This is a genomic window from Pseudomonas sp. 43NM1 (assembly GCF_002836905.1).
Taxonomy (GTDB): domain Bacteria; phylum Pseudomonadota; class Gammaproteobacteria; order Pseudomonadales; family Pseudomonadaceae; genus Aquipseudomonas; species Aquipseudomonas prosekii.
Genome location: NZ_MKGS01000002.1, coordinates 130,255 through 148,846, shown reverse-complemented (window position 1 = coordinate 148,846; position 18,592 = coordinate 130,255). Strand labels below are relative to the sequence as shown.

Here is an 18,592-nt window from a genome sequence, read left to right as displayed (position 1 = left end):
ACCCCATGATTCGTTTCTGCCCCAATTGCAACACCGAGCGATCGCTTCAGGAGATGTTCTGCGAGGGATCCATCTTCAAGACGGCCTGTGGCTGGGATCTCGCTGGAGAACCCATCCACCCTGAAGGGTGGCGCCCCCAGGCCATTACGACCCAGGAGACCATCGCCAGAGTGAGCCCAGCACCGGACAACGAAACGGTCTTGCTTTGTGAAAATGGTCACCCAATGGACCTAGGCGACCTTATGTGCCACGAATGTGGCGGCGAGCTCGCGCAATCGGTACCTGCCGCTTCCGTGCCAGACAGCGGCGAATCAGAAGCAGTCACGGAAACCCTGATCGATGGCTGGCGCTTGGTTCGAGAAATCAGCAACACCGACGGCGTTCGTGAGCGCTACCTCGTGGAGCACAACGAAACCGCGCAACAAGCGGTATTGACCTTGTATCGATCCGGCTCTGAGCCGGATCCAGTGATCTACGATGTGGTACGCCGGTTGCCGCGCGAGCATGTACCCGAGATCATCGTCACCGGTCGCTGGAATGATCGCGCCTACGAAGTTATTGAGGAACTTAGCGGTGGGACCCTGGCTGACCTTGGCAGCGTCATTCGCGATAACGCCAGCGTGCGTCACGTAGTCAGCGAATTGGGCCAGGCGCTGCATGTGTTCAATGAGGCCGGCCTTCGTCATCGCGACCTGCGCCCCACCAGTCTTCTCGTTCGCTCCCGCGAACCGCTGGACCTAGTGATCAGCGGCTTCGGCTCGGCACGCCTGTCGGAGTTCGACCTAGATATCGTCTCGCCCCTAGAAACCAGTCGTTACATGGCGCCAGAGGCCATTGCAGGTGGCGTTGCAGCTGCCTCAGACTGGTGGAGCATTGGCATGATTCTGCTCGAGCAACTGACGCAGGGTGCCTGCTTCAGTGGCGTCAATGCCAATGCCTTCCTGATCCACGTACTGGCAAACGGCGTGCCGATCCCTGACGACCTCGACCCGCAACTCCATTTGCTGCTGCGTGGGCTGTTGGCACGCGACCGCCACCAGCGCTGGCAATGGCCGCAGGTCGAGGCCTGGCTTAACGGTATTGCGGTAGAGGCACCGCCCTCCTCCGTTCAACAGAATGATGAGGGCGAAGGCGCTACGCTGCAGTTAGGACCGCGCCGCTATCACTTGCCCGGCGTATTCGCCCTAGCAGCGGCACAGACGAACAACTGGCAACAGGCCCTCGACCACCTGCTTCGTGGGGTAATAGTGACCTGGGCCGAGCAGGTCAGCTTGGCGCCTTCCCTGGTCGCAGGTTTGCGTCAGATCGTTCAACACGAAGGTATCGAGGACGACTTCCGCCTGATGCTGGCACTGAAGGCTCTCAATCCAGAAATTCCCTTAATCCATCGCGGCGAGATCGTGACCCCAGGATGGTTGCTGGAACACCCCCTGGAAGGCTATCGCCTGATCAGCGGTTCGGTTCCAGACTTGCTCGAGCAGCTACAGACTGACCATTGGCTGTCGCGCCTGAAGACCCGCGCGGAAAGTGTCCGTCAGCGTGCCTTGCATCAACATATCGAGCTGGTCGAGGAGCCGTTACGGATTTACTTGCTATCGACCTCGCGTGCCAAGTTGGCGACGCAGTGGCAGGAGCGCCAACGACTACTTCCCGACACCGATCACCCGGGGCTGCTGTCACTTTCAGAGCGCCGGGTAATCGCGGAAGAGGATCTAATTGTGCTGCTCAGTGCCGCGATTAGCCAGTTCCGTTCGGCCAGCTCGATCATCGAGAAGGCCGCCGAACTAGCCAAGACCGCCGACGTCAGCTGGTTCGATACTGAGACTGCGGGTGAACTGCTGCTGCATTCACGTCTGGTGTTGTACCGTAGTGTCGATGAGCGCATTCGCGGCTTCGCCCGTTCCGGCGTGGCGACAGTGGACCAATGGGCCGAGCACTTCCGTCTGGAGCGGCGCATGCCATTGGCTCAGATGTTGGTGCTGCTGGCCATTCCGTCCAACCAGTGGCTGGAGCCACAGAAACAGCAGTATGTGTCGCAGATCCTCGAGTTCTTCGAGAAGAAGGTAGTGACCGCCGTGATGCGCGGTCCGTTGGTGCGCATGAGCATTGGCAAGACCACCGCCCGCGTTGACGTCAACGAACTGAACAGCGAACGCAGTCCGGCCGCGGCCTTGCTCGACCATCTGTTGCAACGCAATGCCAATGCGGTGAACCTGGACCCGGAAAGCTTCCAGCTCAACAGCCAACTGGAATCACGCCTGCATGCCCTGTACCGGCAGAGCGCGCTGTACAAACGCGACACCGGTATCGATGGCCTTTATTTAGGTTTCCCATTCCTGCTCAACCGCGATGCACGCGGTACCACGCGTACGCGGATCATCCCGTTGTTGCTGTGGCCGGTTAAGCTGCAGCTTGAACTGGGCAGCCGTGGGCACGCCGCTCTGGCGTTTGACAGCGAGCGTGAAGAAATTCGGCTCAACCCTGCCTTGGAAAGCGTGCTCGGTGCCGAACCCTTCAAGCGTTGGCGTAAGACAACCGATGAACTACTAGGTCGCTCGTCGATCCGCGCGGCGGATGTGATGGATGCCTTCGGTATGCTCGCTACCATCCGCTCGCGGGTGCTCGGCAGTTTACCGCCCAGTACCGTGGAAATTGCTCCTTACCAAGATGAACTGAGCTGCGCTGCGGTACTTTTTCATGTGACTTTCATGGGGCAGGCGATCGGCGAAGACTTGCGCCAGCTGAAGAATCTGTCGCCTGTCGGCACCGGCCTGGAAACTGCATTGCGCCTCAAAGTAGCCGATGCAGCTGTGCCTGTGACACCACCAAACGAGTTGCAGCGGTACTTCACTGTTGCCAGCGACCCGTCCCAGGAAGCGGCGGTGATCCAGGCACGACATAGTCCAGGGCTACTTGTTGAGGGGCCGCCAGGTACAGGTAAGAGCCAGACCATCGTCAATATGGTCGCCGACGCCATCGGCCGTCAGCGCAGCCTGCTTGTTGTTTGCCAGAAGCATGCCGCGCTAGAAGTGGTGTACAAACGCCTGGTGGCTGAAGGTCTGGGCCAACGCATCGTTATGCTCAATGACGTCAACCGCGACCGCGAACCGGTCATCCGTAGCATCCGCGAACAGCTGGAGCGTTTGTTCGCTGACGGCACTCGGCCGCCAAGCTGGCAGCGACAACGCGAGCAGATCGCTGCGCGTATCGAAGCCCTAGAGGGTGAACTCGACCGCTTCCACCAGAGCTTGCACCGTCTAGATGAAAGCACCGGCCTTAGTTATCGCCAACTGCTCGGCGAGCTGATTGAATTGGAGGCAGGTCCTGAGCCAATCGAGTTCCCGGCCTTACGTCAACGATTGGTAACACTGAACCTCGCCAGCCTGACGCGTTTAGAGGAAAACTGCGCCCCTCTGATACGTCTGTGGCTACCCTCTCGCTTCGAAGGCAGCCTGTTGAAGCAGTTGAAGCCATTCGCCGCCGACCGTGCGACCTTGCAGGCCTTCACTGACAACCTGAACAGTTTCACCCAGGCCGAAATTAACCGTCAGGCCACGCTGCAGAAGCATTCGGCCAGCTTCGAAATCGACGATCCGACGCCGTACCGTAGTTGGATAGCGTCCCATGTCGCTACTCTGCTCGGTTTGAAAGAAGAGCAACGCCTACGCTTGGCGCGCTGGCTGCCATTGTTCCGCAGCCGCGAAGTCGGCCAGGCGCCGAGAGGTGAGTCGATTCTCGGCGAACTACGCCAGCTCGATCAGCAGCTCGGTCAGCTGGACCAGGACCACTACGCAGCCACGCTATCGCCAGCACTGAGTCTGGTTGAGAACAAGACACTCAGGCATTTGGCGCACGACTGCGCCAAGGTCATGGCTACCCGAACCTGGCTGGCGAACATCAACCCGTTGCATCTGCTGCGGCGCAAGCGCTTGCGCAACGTTCTTCAACAGCAAGGGCAAAGTCTCGCTGCTGATGTCCTCCCGACTCTGCACGCCGCGATCCACCTGGAAATTCAGTGGCGTCCTCTGCGCGCCGAGTTGGCGACACTGCATCAGGTACTAGAGCTGGAGACCGTGAGCCAGCAAGCCTGCCTGGAGTTGGTCAGCACAGTGAAGAGCGACATCCGCCACCTTCTAGAGATCCAGGCGCTGGCCCACGCCATAGAGCAATCGCCGCGCCCTGAGGAAGCCGACGAGGCCGTCCTGGCTGGAGACAAGCAACACCTCGAGGCGCTTCTCAACAACCTCGATGCCTCGTTGATGCGCCACGGGGTCCGCCAGTCCAGCCTTGACCAGCTCAAAGTGCTCGGTGATTGGCTGGGCGATGAGCTGGTGCAACAACTGCAACACGCCATCGCGCACAACCTGAACAATCAATTGCCGCTTGACCGCCTGCATGAGGCGCAGCCGTTTCTCGCCGCCTATCAGTCATTCCGTGGCCGCGCTAGTCAGCTGGCCGAGCCGGATCTGGAGCTACTCGCACTGCTGAGACAGCGCCAGGAGCAATTGGACGGCATCGCACCCGAGCAACTGGAGACCGCCGTAAGACGGTTGCTTAATCGCGAAGCGCGACTAGGTTGGAAACATCGACTTGAGCAGGCCTACCCCGAACTGCTGTTCAGTCAGGATGAGGCTCGGGCCAAGGTAGCCAGCCTCGCTCAAGCCGACGCGCAGATGCGTGTGCTCAACCGAGAGTTACTCGCCAACGGCATTGACCTTACTCGCCTGGGCAATCACAAACAGTGGGAGGACGTCACCCGACTAACGGGCAAGCGCTCGCGGCGCCTGCGCGAATTCATCGAACTGGGCAGCCACCTCGGTCTAATGAGCTTACGTCCGGTATGGTTGATGAACCCGGACGTGGCCAGCCGTGTGCTGCCGCTTAAGGCGGGCCTGTTCGATACCGTGATCTACGACGAAGCTTCGCAGATGCCTGTGGAATTCGCCTTGCCGACCCTGTTTAGAGGTCAGGTCACCGTGGTCAGCGGCGACGAGAAACAGATGCCGCCGACTGCTTTTTTCTCCAGCCGCATCGAAAGCGACGAAGCCGAAACATTCGATGGCGACGAGCCTGACACTGACGCTGACGAGGAACAAAGCGAAGCCTTCGAAGACACCTGGAATCGTCGCGAGATCAAGGACTGCCCTGACTTGCTGCAACTGGCGCGCACCGCCCTGCCCAACACAACATTGCAGATCCACTACCGTTCGGCCTACCGCGAGTTGATCGGCTTCTCCAATGCCTCATTCTACGGCAACCGTCTTAACGTCCCGGTCCGTCATCCGAAAGCGAACATCCTGCGTATCAAGCCTCTGGAGCTGATCGAGGTCGGGGGGCTATACCAGAACCAGAGTAACGCCGAGGAAGCCGAACGTGTCGTTGAGTATCTCAATGAACTCTGGCAGCAACCCTACGATCTGCGTCCCTCGGTCGGCGTGGTCACGTTCAACCGAAAGCAGGCAGAGTTAATCGAGGAGCACTTGGAGCAGCGTGCGGAACAGGACGAACTTTTTCGTGCTGCCTACACCGAAGAGCGCGAACGCAGTGAGGACGGCGAGGATATGTCAGTGTTCGTCAAAAACGTGGAAAACGTACAGGGTGATGAGCGCGACGTCATCGTCTTCTCTTCGACTTTCGGTCGCAACAGTCAAGGCACCTTCCGTCGCAGCTTTGGTGTGCTCGGACAGACCGGCGGCGAGCGGCGCCTCAATGTGGCGGTGACCCGTGCACGACGCAAGGTGGTGATGATCACCTCGATGCCGATCGCCGATATCTCCGATATGCTCAACACACACCGCGCGCCGATCAGCCCGCGTGACTACTTGCAAGGCTATCTGGAGTACGCGCGCGCTCTCTCCGCGGGGGAGTTCGGTAGTAGCGGTAAACTGCTTGAGCGCCTGCAGACAGACCGAAACGGCCAGCAACGAGGACAAGGCCAACGCCGTGATGGTTTCGTCAGACTGGTCGGCGAGTTTATTCACTCCCTGGGCTGGCAGGCCGCCCCTGCCAGCGAGGGCGACGCCTTCGGTCTCGACTTCGCCATCGAGAACGCCAGCACGGGCCTATACGGCATCGGCATCGAATGCGATGCCCCGTGCCACGCACTGCTAGAGCGCGCCCGCGACCGGGAAATCTGGCGTCCGACCGTACTGCACCGTGCCATCCCTCATATTCACCGAGTCTCGTCACAGGCTTGGTATCACAATGGTGAAAGCGAGCGTGCACGCCTGCGTGAAGCCATTGAACAGGCCATGCAGGCCACGCCCCCGTCGCAACAGACGCCCACTACAGCCGATACGGAAACCTGCCTATGAGTGGTCCGAAGGTCGTTCGCATTGTCACCCGGGAAGAAATCATCGCCATCTGCGAAGGCCACCTACAACGCCTGGAGCTGGTCTTGGCACGTTGGCAGGCGCAAGCCATTAAGGTCGGAGAGCTGAACGAACAGGAGCGCGTCGCCACCTTCGCCCGACGCGATCGCCTGCGCGCCCTGTTGTCGCAAGAGCGCTTTGCTGAGCTGCAGAAGGCCGTACCGGCCGAGATCGAGCACCTACGCCGAGACCTAGAGGATCGCGAAGAACGCGCGATAATTCGTTCCGCTCAGCGACGCCAACGCGAACGACGCCTTAAGGAGAACGCCGCAACATTGCTCGAGGCATTGCAAGCGCGCTCCGAAGGCGCCGATCAAGACCTGTTGCGTTCTCTCACGCAATTGGCCAACGGCATCATCAATGAAGATGGCGAGCGTCTGCTGGCTGCGGGTTTCGCCCAATTGGCCAAGGCCGATCAGAAGGAGACGCTCAGCGAAGCCCAGCGAGCCTTGGCACAGCAACTCAAGGTCGATGACACTCCGAACTCCTTAAGCGAATGGATGGCTGCCCGACACCCTGATACCTTGCCCGATATACGCCTGCAACGCATAAACCGACACATCGCTGAACTGCAGCTGCTCCAGGGTACCGACAGCGCCGCGTCATTCCTTCAGGCGCAGGAAAGAGCCGAGGCGGAACCCGGATCGCAACGGCGGAATCTGCTGCTCGACAGTCTCGTCCTCGACTTGGCCTCATCCACTCGTACTTTCAAAAACAAGCGAGAGAGCCTCGAACGGCTACAGGACTTGGCCAGCGAAATGGAAACACAGGCAGGTACTGACTATACCGCGCTGTTAAGTCAAATCAGCACCTGTACTACCGTCACCAACCTAGAGACGATTGCGGGACTGACCGAGCAGTGCGAAGCCTTTATCGCAACCCATTTGCAGGCCGAAGCGGCCCTGGCCCGCCGCGAAGCCGTGCTAAGGGGATTGGCCAGCCTTGGCTACGAAGTACGCGAAGGCATGGCGACCGCTTGGGCAGAAACTGGCAAGGTCGTGCTGCGTAAAGTAGCCACCCCCGGCTATGGCGTAGAAGTTGGCGGCAAGGCCGACAATGGTCGTCTGCAGGTTCGTGCAGTAGCTCTCAGCGGTGACCGCGACAAAACCCGGGATCGAGATATTGAAACTATTTGGTGTAGCGAGTTTCAGCGGTTACAAGCGCTGTTAAAAGACAGGGGCAGCGAGTTATTGATCGAGCGCTCCCTCTCAGTAGGTGAAGTTCCCCTCAAAGAAGCGAGCGCTTCCGTACAGGTCGCGGAAGCGGTCATTGCTCAGCAAAAAACAGTATAAAACACTACAGTTCACCGCTCTCGTAAGCGCGGCTTTCTCACATTCTGCTCAACTGGTATGACGGAGTCACAGAGCCCCATCGATTAGCATCGTTCTTCGCTGAACACAGCGCTCAGTGCGGCGTTGAAAGCCCGCCCAACGAACGTTTACTAGCGCCCGCTCAGAGTCGATTGCAGCCTTCGTGACAGGCCGCAATGGTTCGTTCTCACCCCAGCGACGCTTTACAACAGAGTCTGGTCATCCTAATAGAATCGATCAGGTATAGATAACACCCTTCTGAGAAATAGCGTGAATACAGAATTGATGGAAGATGATATGCGCCGGGCCCTATTCGGAGATCCTGAGCCCTCTGCGCCGGCAATTCACCCGGACGTGCAGGACACCGTCCCGGATGTTGTGATCGTGCAACCGGTGAAGGCAGAGAAGAAAAAGTCAGTCTCAAAAGGCTTCACACCTAGGTTAAGAGTCACGCTCCGTGTGGGAAATGAATTTGAAGGCGAGATGCACGAGATGGTACATGAGGCCGATACGCTGAGCTCCCTAGTTGCAGAACAAGAAGCTACTAAGACAGCCAGAAAAAATTCAGATTTGTGGAAGTGGTATCGGTCAAGTCGATGTAAGTGGGTACGGTACCGCGCCGATGCTGGCCTGGATGGTGGAGGAAAAAGACATCGAACCGCATGTGCCGGTGTGGGACAAAACCGAGCGCAAGAACGACAGCTTTTCGAGTAACGATTTCCACTGGAATGAAGAGGCTGAGGAGTACCGCTGCCCAGCCGGCAACGTATTACGCAGCGAATGGCGAGCCTTCAGGAACGAGCGTTCACACGTCACAAAAGCTAACACCATCATCTTCCGCTCCAGGCAGACCGACTGCGTATCCTGTCCGATGAAAGCCAAGTGCTGCCCGAACACTTCGATTCGCAAGATCGTCCGTAGCGTCCATGAAGCCGCGCGTGATGTGGCTCGACGCGTCGCGGCGACGCCGGAGTACGTGCGCTCTCGCCACGAACGTAAGAAGGTCGAAATGTTGTTTGCCCACCTCAAGCGCATCCTGAAACTGGATCGCTTGCGACTACGTGGCATGAGTGGCGCGTCCGATGAGTTCACGCTGGCGGCCGCGGTACAGAACCTGCGACGGCTGGCCAAACTTGCATCTCAAGGGCCACCTTCTACGGGATAGGTGCGCCGGCACGAAGCAAAAGACCTCAAACTAACCCATTAATAGAGCAGCAAAGGTCAACGAAGGGCCGAGAAACCACTCAATGTGGTGAGTCGGTTCTCCGGTAGTGGTCGTACCTGAGTTCAGGCGATCTGAAAATCCGATTTTTTTCAACAGAATCGGCCGCTTTCTGCCTGTCGCCACCGTCAGATATGGATCGAGTAGCGATGTATAGCCCTCTACGCATTGAAACCCTCCCTGCTAATTTTGGACGTCACCTTCTTCGTACTTGATGCAACTCGTCCGATGCGCTTCAGTGGCCCCGAACAATCATCCGAAGAAACCATCTGATTCAGGCGCTCATGCGCATATTTCAGGTCAAGAGTGCTTGTAACCGAACCGCTACATACCGCGTCAAACTTCATCAAGCTAATTCTCCCTTGGTCTTTACGTGGGGCTTTCAATGTGAGTGGCAGGATGATCTTTGGTTTGTCGTAGCTGAATGAGCTCCGCAGAGTACTGCTCCGACACCCTCTTGGTTGCGGCCAATTGCGCGTTTGATTGCGCCAGTCCCTCCTCTAGCCGCTTGGATTCGGCACGCGACATACCTAGCTGCTCCAGAAGCGATTCTTTCGCCCCGTCTGCCTTGGCAACTGCTGTCTTCATGGCAGCAATCTCACCGGCCAATCGAACCGCCGCATCTTCATGCGTCGCCGCCGCTTTGGCCTGCTGTCGAGCCTCACTCAGCAAGCGCTCGTTATCTCTGTTCAGTCGAGTCAGTTCGTCCTGCTTGACCATCAACGTCTGCTGAAGTTGGCGCAGCTCAACCTGAGCCTGCTGCACCTGTCTTTCGTGCCGTTGCTGTTCCTGATCTCGCTGTTCCTTGACTGCATTGCGGTAATGCTCCAAAGCGTCTCGGGAATGAAGGTGTTTCTCTTCCAGAGAGCGGATCTGCTGATCCTTCTCCTGCACGCGAATTTCCAAGTCACTGCAATTTTGGCTCAGGCGGGCATTGCGGGTAAGCTCTGTTTGCAGGCTTGTCTGGCAAATCTGCAACTCATCCGCTTGAAGCGCTAACGCTCCTTTTTGACTATCCACTTCACGCTGCAATGATGTGAGTTCGGCACTCAAGCCATCGAGCTTTTGCTCCAGCTCGCTGCGCCGCTCGTCGAAGCGCGCCTGGGCGTATGCAAGAGCTTCACCTCCCTCCTCCGCCATTCGCTCTAAAAGGCCGGCAACAAGCTCGGTCAATTCATCACTCAGCCGCTCTCTAGAGGCTCGCGGTCGAGGGTCAAAATCTTCGATTTCCTTCAAATAACGGTGAATAGTGGTCTTTGAGCCGGTATTTCCCAACTCGATGCGCACAGCGTCGATGCTCGGATTCTCTCCCCGAGCCAGCAGCGATTCCCGGGCTTTCTGGACAATCGCCTTGTTAATTCCGCCGCGTGCCATTTTTCTCTCCTACAATTGCGTACTGTTTTACATACCACGTACATACATAGCACTTTACTGCTATAAAAAAACAATAAAAGGGTGATTCTTTGATAAAATAATGAAGCGTTATCGCATCATATAACTGGTTTTGGCCTTTTTCGACGCCGGGAAAGGTACGTTTCGCGTAGAAGGGTCGAGATGAACAAAGTTGATCGTTATCTGCAGGCCGGCACCCGGGAAAACACCCGGCTAAGCTATCGTGCCGCGGTGGAGCACTTCGAAGTGACCTGGGGTGGGTTCCTGCCTGCCACTGGGGATGGCATCGTGCGTTACCTCGCCGAATATGCGGATAAGCACGCCATCAACACGCTGAAGCAGCGCTTGGCCGCATTGGCTCAGTGGCACATCACGCAGGGATTCCCTGATCCCACAAAAACGCCGACTGTTAAGCAAATGATCAAGGGCATCCGGACATTGCATCCGACCCAAGAAAAACAGGCAGCCCCTCTCCTTCTATTCCACCTGGAGCAAGCGGTGAGCTGGCTTGAGCGAGAGGCAGCTCTCGCGGCTGAGCGCGGCCAATTTGTAAGTATGATCAGACATCGGCGAGACATTGCTTTGGTGCTGATCGGGTTCTGGAGGGGTTTCCGGGGTGATGAACTGGCACGTCTTCAGGTCGAACACACCCAAGCCGAGTCAGGGATAGGGATCACTTTCTACCTGCCGCATACGAAAGGCGATCGACAACACCTGGGGACGACATTCCACACCCCCGCGCTCAAGAAGCTCTGCTCCGTTCAGGCTTACATCAACTGGATCACCGTCGCCGGCATTTCGCGCGGGCCTGTATTCAGGAAGGTCGATCGTTGGGGAAACCTTGCTGACGGCGGTATCAACTCTAATAGCCTGATACCACTGCTTCGCCGCATCTTCGAGCAGGCTGGCGTCTCGGCTGATCTCTACAGCAGTCACTCCATGCGCCGCGGATTCGCGACCTGGGCATCGGCGAATGGCTGGGACATTAAGAGTTTGATGAGTTATGTGGGCTGGAAGGATGTGAAGTCGGCGATGCGATATGTAGATGCCAGCTCATCGTTTGGGGAGCTAGCTGTTCAGGTTGCAGCACCAAAACCAGAAGTGCTGAGGTAACCAGGATCGGACGAGGCTTACAGAAATTTTTAGTGGTTGCAGAGGGCTAGTTTCATTCGATTCACTTCGATTAGAAGAGTTGTAGCACGGGTTGTAACCAAAAATCATTGAAGATGACGATACTTTCTTATCAATGCATTGGTCGAACTGTCGTGCGCTAGCGCCACATGTTCGGATTCGGTCAGTTCGGCCAACACCAGCCCAGCCAGAACCTTGCCGAACTCGACGCCCCATTGGTCAAAAGAATCAATATCCCAAATCACACCTTGCGTGAAAACGCTGTGTTCGTACAACGCTACCAGTGCGCCCAGTGTGTGCGGGCTCAGTCGCATGGCCAACAGAGTATTGCTGGGCCGGTTGCCTCCCACTACACGGTGCGGCACTAGGGCCTCTTCTGTGCCCTCGGCGTAGAGTTCGCTCGCCGTTTTGCCAAAAGCCAGTGCCTCGGAAGCTGCGATCAGGTTGGCCATCAAAAGGTCATGCTGGTTGTCAAAAAACCTGTCGTCTCCCTGACACGGGATAAGGCTATGAGCGAAGCCAATGAAATCACAAGGCACCAATCGGGTGCCTTGATGCAGTAGCTGGTAGAACGAATGCTGGCCGTTTGTACCCGGTTCCCCCCACACAACGGGTGATGTGTCGCAACCGACAGCGGCTCCATCACAAGTGACATGTTTGCCGTTACTTTCCATGGTCAACTGCTGCAGGTAAGCAGGAAAGCGTGACAGGTACTGTTCATAGGGCAGAATCGCTTGCGTGCTGGCACCAAGGAAGTCGTTATTCCATATCGCCAGCAAGCCCATCATTACGGGCATGTTCCGTTCGATCGGTGCGTGCAGGAAATGCTCGTCCATGGCTCGCATGCCAGCAAGCATGTCGCGAAAACGAGCTGGTCCGATAGCTATCATGGTCGACAGGCCTATGGCCGATGCCATCGAATAACGACCTCCTACCCAATCCCACAAAGGAAACGTCTGTTCGGGCGCGATACCGAATGCAGCGGTCGCCTCGGTGTTGGTTGAGATGGCCACAAAATGGCGCACCACCGAAGCCTCGTCTCCCAGCTGGGACAGACTCCAGGCTCGCGCAGCAAGAGCGTTCGTCAGCGTCTCTTGCGTATGAAAACTCTTGGAGCAAATGATGAATAGCGTCTGCTCCGCCTTCAACCCATGGGTGGCCTCAGCCAGCGCAGTACCATCAACGTTGGAGACGAACTTCATATCCAGATTGCGCTGGCTGTAGTTTTTTAAGGCGTCGTACGCCATCACTGGGCCGAGATCGGAGCCACCGATACCAATATTGATGACATGACGTATGGGCTTGCCGGTATGACCGCACCAAGTGCCGCTGCGGATCTGCTCGCTGAAAATGGACATGCGATCCAGCACGCAGTGCACTTGAGCTACAACATCAACGCCGCCTACCCACAATTGCTCGCACGCCGGTGCTCGCAAGGCTGTATGCAGCACCGCCCGTTGTTCGGTGGTGTTGATCAGTTCGCCGCGAAACATTGCGGCGATACGCTCATAAAGATCGCAGTCGCGTGCCAGCGAGGCTAACAGACCGATGGTCTCGCCGCTGATGCGGTTTTTTGAATAATCAAGGTAAAGCCCGGCGGACTCAAGCACAAAGCGTGTGCCACGCTCCGGGTCCGCAGCAAACAAATCACGCAGATGTGTGCTGCCTATTTGTGCGTAGTGTGTTGCCAGCGCTAACCATGCGGGCCGGGCGTTGAGCGCCTTCAACGCCTGAATCCCCGAGCGCCAAGTGCAAAACGGTTAAGCGTGCTGGCCCCCATTCGATGAGGACCGATACTTGAGATTTTCATTCTTATACTCCCGCTGTATTTCTTATGCGGCCGGTGTGTATCGGCGACGATGATCTCAACTCCTTATGCAGTAGTTGGCGGAAACCGAGGTCTGTAATCGACTGTACCTACGCATGCGGAATAGGTCTGTTCGCTACCACACGCAAGTGCCTTATGCGCTTTCTCTGGGTTGCCTGAAGGAGCGATACGACCCTTTCTGCGTTCCACTTTTCACACCAAGTTGACCGTAGCGTGCGCTGGCGCACAGAACGAAGCGCTGTCGGAGCGCATCGTCAAACCTTATCGAGGAGCCTTGCGGTTCGAACGGGAGAGCGAAGCAGCCTATGCAACCACTGATCGCCGGAAACTGGAAGATGAATGGCGTGGCATCCCAGCTCCATGAGATCGAAGCGGTGGCCGCCTCGGTGAAAGCGACGCTGCCATCGACAGAGGTTTTGATTTGCCTGCCCGCGACGCTGATCGCACAAGCGGTGCTCACGGCCGCCGGTGGCATCTCCATTGGCGCAGAGGATTGCAGTGCCGAGATTTCGGGGCCTTTTACCGGTGATCTCAGCGCTGAGATGCTCAAGGACGCCGGCGCCGGAGCAGTCATCGTCGGGCATTCGGAACGCCGCCAGCATTACGGGGAGACTGATGCAGTCGTGGCCGCTAAAGCCAAAGCGGCGCGCCGTGCGGGTCTGCTGGCAATCATCTGCATCGGTGAGACGAGCGCGCAGCGGCTGGCAGGCAATGCCTTGTCCGTCTGCGGCGATCAGATCGCCCGGAGCGTGCCCGAAAACATGACGGCGTCCAGCGCTGTGATCGGCTACGAGCCACTCTGGGCTATTGGGTCCGGCCAGATGCCGACGTCCGGACAAATCATTGAAATGCATGCGCACATCAGGGACTGCCTGACCCAATGCCTGGGTGCTGAGGGCAAAAAGCTGCGAATCCTGTATGGCGGGTCAGTCAAACCTTCCAATGCCCTTTCGATTCTGTCGTTGCCGGAAGTCGGCGGCGTCCTGGTCGGCGGCGCCAGTCTGAAGTCTGCGGATTTTCTTGCGATCTGCAGAGCGGCCCCGGCCATGAATCCCCCTAACGTCAATTCACAAAAGGAACAGTGACCATGAACGACTCGCTTACGTTTACGCAAGAGAATCAAAACGTGGACGTCGCCGGGCTTCTTGCCGTCGATGGTCCAACGTTAGCTGCAGAAGAGTTGTGGCGCATGAACGCTTACTGGCGAGCCGCCAATTACATTTCGGTCGGCCAGATGTACCTCTATGACAACCCGTTGCTGCTCGATCCTTTGACAATGGCACACGTCAAGCCGCTTGTTGTCAGCCACTGGGGTACGACACCAGGACAGAACTTCATCTACGTCCATTTGAATCGAGTTATCAAAAAAAACGATCTGGACATGATTTACATTGCCGGTCCCGGACATGGCGGCCCGGCAATCGTCGGCAACGTCTATCTTGAAGGCACCTGGAGCGAGGTTTATCCGAATGTCAGCCAGGATGAAGCAGGACTGAAGAAGCTGTTCAAGCAGTTCTCGTTTCCGGGCGGTATTTCCAGCCATGTCGCACCGACGACACCAGGCTCAATCCACGAGGGCGGAGAACTCGGCTATTCACTCAGCCACGCCTTCGGTGCCGCATTTGATAATCCGAATCTGATAGTGGCCTGCGTCATCGGCGACGGCGAGGCCGAGACCGGCCCGCTGGCCACGGCGTGGCAGTCCACCCGGTTTCTCGATCCGGTCACTGACGGTGCAGTGCTGCCGATCCTGCATCTGAACGGCTACAAGATCAGCAATCCGACGGTGCTCGCGCGCATCGCTCATGACGAACTGGAGCAGTTTCTGCGTGGCTGCGGCTGGGAGCCTTACTTTGTCGAGGGCGACGACCCTGCGACGATGCACGAACTGATGGCCCGCGCGACAGACACCGTCATCGCGCAAATCGGGCAATTGCAGACAGTTGCCCGCTCCACTGAATCGGTCACACGGCCGCGCTGGCCGATGATCGTTCTCAGATCACCCAAAGGCTGGACCGGGCCGAAAAGTGTCGATGGGCTGCAAATCGAGGGTACCTTCCGCTCGCATCAGGTGCCGCTGTTGGTCGATGCCCATCACTCCGAGCACTTGGCTCAACTTGAAAGCTGGATGAAGAGTTACAAGGCGCAGGAGCTATTCGACTCCAGCGGACGATTGATTGCGGAATTGGCCGAGATGGCACCGAAAGGCCCGCGGCGCATGGGCGCTAATCCAAACGCTAACGGCGGACTGTTGCTGCGCGATCTACATATGCCCGACTTCCGTGTGCACGCGGTTCAGATCCCCTCCCCCGGCGCCGTTTTCGCCCAGGACACCCTGGTGCTCGGTGAGTTTTTCAAGGACATCATCAAGCTGAACCCCGACAACTTTCGAATCTTCGGGCCGGACGAGACATTGTCGAACCTGCTTGGCGCAGTCTTTGATGTCACCAACCGCCAATGGGATATGGCGACCGTTGCGAACGACGAGTTTCTCGCGCCCACCGGCCGCGTCCTCGATTCGATGCTGAGCGAGCACCAGTGCGAGGGCTGGCTGGAGGGCTACCTGCTGACCGGTCGGCATGGGCTTTTCAACAGCTACGAGGCCTTCATCCGCATCATTGATTCGATGTTCAGCCAGCATGCCAAGTGGCTCAAAGTCACCAAGGAGCTGGCGTGGCGACGGCCGATCGCCTCGTTGAACTACCTCCTTGCCTCGCACGTCTGGCAGCAGGACCATAACGGTTTCACGCATCAGGACCCAGGTTTCCTCGACCATGTGATCAACAAGAAAGCCGACATCGTTCGCGTTTATCTGCCGCCCGATGCGAACTGTCTGTTATCAACATTCGATCACTGCCTGCGCAGCCGTAATTACGTCAATGTGGTCGTCGCCGGGAAGCACGCGCTGCCGCAATGGTTGACCATGGATGAGGCGGTCGTGCACTGCACTCAGGGCGTTGGGATCTGGCACTGGGCGAGCAACGACCAGGACAGCGAACCGGACGTCGTGATGGCTTGCTGCGGCGATACTCCGACACTCGAGATTCTGGCGGCCGTGTCCATTCTGCGTGAACATTTGCCCGACCTGCGGATTCGGGTAATCAATGTCGTTGACCTGATGAAACTGCAGTCAGCCAGTGAGCATCCGCACGGGTTGAGTGATGCGGACTATGACTCGCTGTTCACCAAGGACAAGCACATCATCTTCGGCTTCCACGGCTACCCTTGCCTGGTGCATCGGCTTACCTATCGTCGAAACAACCGCAACCTGCATGTGCGCGGCTACAAGGAAGAAGGGACGATTACCACGGCTTTTGACATACGGGTCCAGAACGACCTGGACCGTTTTCATTTGGTACAGGACGTTGTCGACCGCTTGCCTCATCTCGGCAGCAGGGGCGCTTACTTGAAGCAGATGGTTCAGGACAAGCTTGTCCAGCACAAGCTCTACATCAACCAGTATGGCGAGGACCTGCCCGAAATCCGCAACTGGAAATGGGGGGCGAGCATATGAATACCCACGAGCTTGTCGATACAGCACGCCAGATGCTGGCTAACGGCAAGGGGCTTCTTGCGATGGACGAGAGTACCCCTACTTGCAACGAACGCTTCGCAGCCGTTGGCATTGAACCGACTGAGGCAGCGCGACGCGGGTGGCGTGAGCTCATCATCACGACTCCGGCGCTGGCCGAGAGTATCGGCGGCGTAATTCTGTATGACGAGACCATCTACCAGCGGTGTACCGATGGCAGGCCGTTCGTGCAGGTGTTGACTGATGCCGGCATCGTCGTCGGGATTAAAGTCGACACCGGTGCGAAGGCTCTGGCCGGACACAACGGCGAGAAAATCACCGAAGGGCTGGATGGTTTGCGCGAACGGCTGCAAGGCTATGCCGCCCTCGGTGCGCGCTTCGCGAAGTGGCGTGCGGTGATCTCGATGGGCGCCGGTCTGCCCAGCGCAGCATGCATCACGGCCAACGCTCATGCACTGGCGCGCTACGCGGCCCTCTGCCAGGAGGTTGGGCTCGTGCCCGTGGTTGAACCCGAAGTGCTGATGTCGGGCGATCACTCGCTGCAACGTTGTGCCGAAGTCAGCGCGCTAGTGCTGCACGAAGTCTTCGAGCAACTGCATGTGCAAGACGTGCTGCTGGAAGGCATGGTGTTGAAACCGAGCATGCTCCTGCCGGGCCTGAACTGCAGCCATCAGGACAACATCGACGAGGTGGCCGACACCACCGTGACGGCCCTCCTGCGCGCCGTGCCAGCCGCCGTGGCGGGCATCGCGTTTCTGTCGGGCGGCCAGAGTGCCGAACTGGCGACAGCGCGTTTGAACGCGATGAACCGTCGCTTCAAGTCCAGGCTGCCTTGGGCATTGACGTTTTCGTTCGCACGCGCGATCCAGCAGGCGGCCCTCGATATCTGGCGCGGCGAGCCTGGCAAAGTAAAGCAAGCCCAGCGCGCGCTGCAGCACCGCGCCACCTGCAACCGTGCTGCGCGGCTAGGTGACTATTCGGCCGCCATGGAGAACCTGGCAATTCCGATCAGCGGCGTATAGTCGGTGGATACAGGTACGAGAGATCACCCGCGGCGAGATCGCCGATGCATTCAATCGTAAAATCGGCCGCCGGCTCGGCGGCGATGATCTGCGGGTCCATGGCGTAATGACCCTGTCGCACAAAAAGGGTGGTTAACCGTTCTCGCCAGATATCCTTCATGGCCGCCAGGATGCCCAACTTGTCGTCAACCATCACATAGTGACGGCTGGGATAGTGGTGTTCTGCGGCCTGTAGCATCTTTTCCTTGTGCACATAGACCAATGCACGCCCTTCTACGGCCTGCCACAGCCCCGAACGTTGCAGCTTGCGCGGCTGTAAAACCACATCGCCATCGGAAAGGATTACGGTCAGGCCGTATTGGCCCAGATGCCTTATGACTTGCAGTGCATGTGCGTAGAGTCGATCGGCAAACGGGTAGTCAATAAGGAAGGACGCCATCATCAACAATCTTTGTTCGTCTGCACTGCCCTGCCCGATCTCAAGCCGGTAGCGCTGCAAGGCACCCAGGTAGTCGACATAGCCGAGTTCTTTGCGCAATCTGTCGAAGATTGCCCAGTAGCGCCGGGCATGGTCGTGACCCAAATGCGCTTTCAAGTGCTCGTGAAAGTCATCAACAACGCGGTCGCCGTCCAGCAACGTGTTGTCGACGTCGAGCAGAAAGACAACGTCAGCCAACATTGAGGACCTCGTCCGGCTTCACCGGGGTGGGTGTTTGTGGGGCTATACCTTAATGGCGCAAGGCGTGACGTTCCGTAGTTGTCTTGAGAAACGATTCCAACAGCG

9 protein-coding genes and 2 pseudogenes are annotated in these 18,592 nt (G+C 57.7%); 8 read left to right on the top strand and 3 right to left on the bottom strand.

The features are described 5' to 3' along the window. Positions 1 to 5 precede the first annotated feature (5 nt). From BI292_RS01665 to BI292_RS01650, 4 genes and pseudogenes are all read left to right on the top strand, one after another. Positions 6 to 6,314, top strand: a complete 6,309-nt coding sequence (locus tag BI292_RS01665) for an AAA domain-containing protein (protein ID WP_101206766.1) — start codon at positions 6 to 8, stop codon at positions 6,312 to 6,314. Next, a complete protein-coding gene (locus BI292_RS01660) occupies positions 6,311 to 7,663 on the top strand; it encodes a hypothetical protein (RefSeq protein ID WP_101206765.1) in 1,353 nt (450 codons plus the stop codon). The genes BI292_RS01665 and BI292_RS01660 overlap by 4 nt, the downstream gene beginning before the upstream one ends. A gap of 288 nt (positions 7,664 to 7,951) precedes the next feature. Continuing rightward, positions 7,952 to 8,283 (top strand): annotated as a pseudogene (locus tag BI292_RS29065) (hypothetical protein). Further along, positions 8,283 to 8,846, top strand: a pseudogene (locus tag BI292_RS01650) (transposase); the annotation flags it as partial. The pseudogenes BI292_RS29065 and BI292_RS01650, both read left to right, overlap by 1 nt. A gap of 426 nt (positions 8,847 to 9,272) precedes the next feature. Here the strand turns inward: BI292_RS01650 and BI292_RS01645 are convergent. Then, positions 9,273 to 10,277 (bottom strand): DNA-binding protein, encoded by a 1,005-nt coding sequence (locus BI292_RS01645; RefSeq protein ID WP_101206764.1) that lies wholly within the window; start codon positions 10,275 to 10,277, stop codon positions 9,273 to 9,275. Positions 10,278 to 10,457: 180 nt separating this feature from the next. On the opposite strand from BI292_RS01645, the gene BI292_RS01640 reads away from it, so the two are divergent. Beyond that, complete coding sequence (locus BI292_RS01640) at positions 10,458 to 11,408, top strand: site-specific integrase (protein WP_101206763.1); 951 nt, start codon at positions 10,458 to 10,460, stop codon at positions 11,406 to 11,408. Positions 11,409 to 11,512: 104 nt separating this feature from the next. Here the strand turns inward: BI292_RS01640 and pgi are convergent, their stop codons facing one another. Continuing rightward, a complete protein-coding gene (pgi, locus tag BI292_RS01635; RefSeq protein ID WP_101206762.1) occupies positions 11,513 to 13,153 on the bottom strand; it encodes a glucose-6-phosphate isomerase in 1,641 nt (546 codons plus the stop codon). Between the two features lie 406 nt (positions 13,154 to 13,559). On the opposite strand from pgi, the gene tpiA reads away from it, so the two are divergent. From tpiA to BI292_RS01620, 3 genes are read left to right on the top strand one after another with little or no spacing between them, the layout of a single operon-like run. Beyond that, the gene (gene tpiA, locus BI292_RS01630) at positions 13,560 to 14,339 is read left to right on the top strand and encodes a triose-phosphate isomerase (protein WP_101206761.1); all 780 of its coding nucleotides are present in this window, start codon (positions 13,560 to 13,562) and stop codon (positions 14,337 to 14,339) included. Between the two features lie 2 nt (positions 14,340 to 14,341). Beyond that, the gene (locus BI292_RS01625) at positions 14,342 to 16,768 is read left to right on the top strand and encodes a phosphoketolase (RefSeq protein ID WP_101206760.1); all 2,427 of its coding nucleotides are present in this window, start codon (positions 14,342 to 14,344) and stop codon (positions 16,766 to 16,768) included. Further along, positions 16,765 to 17,808, top strand: a complete 1,044-nt coding sequence (locus BI292_RS01620; protein WP_101206759.1) for a class I fructose-bisphosphate aldolase — start codon at positions 16,765 to 16,767, stop codon at positions 17,806 to 17,808. The genes BI292_RS01625 and BI292_RS01620 overlap by 4 nt, the downstream gene beginning before the upstream one ends. On the opposite strand, the gene BI292_RS01615 is transcribed toward BI292_RS01620, so the two are convergent. Then, positions 17,795 to 18,487: an HAD family hydrolase gene (locus BI292_RS01615; protein ID WP_101206758.1), complete on the bottom strand. Its 693-nt coding sequence runs from the start codon at positions 18,485 to 18,487 to the stop codon at positions 17,795 to 17,797. The two genes, BI292_RS01620 and BI292_RS01615, sit on opposite strands and share 14 nt — an antisense overlap. Positions 18,488 to 18,592: the final 105 nt, after the last annotated feature.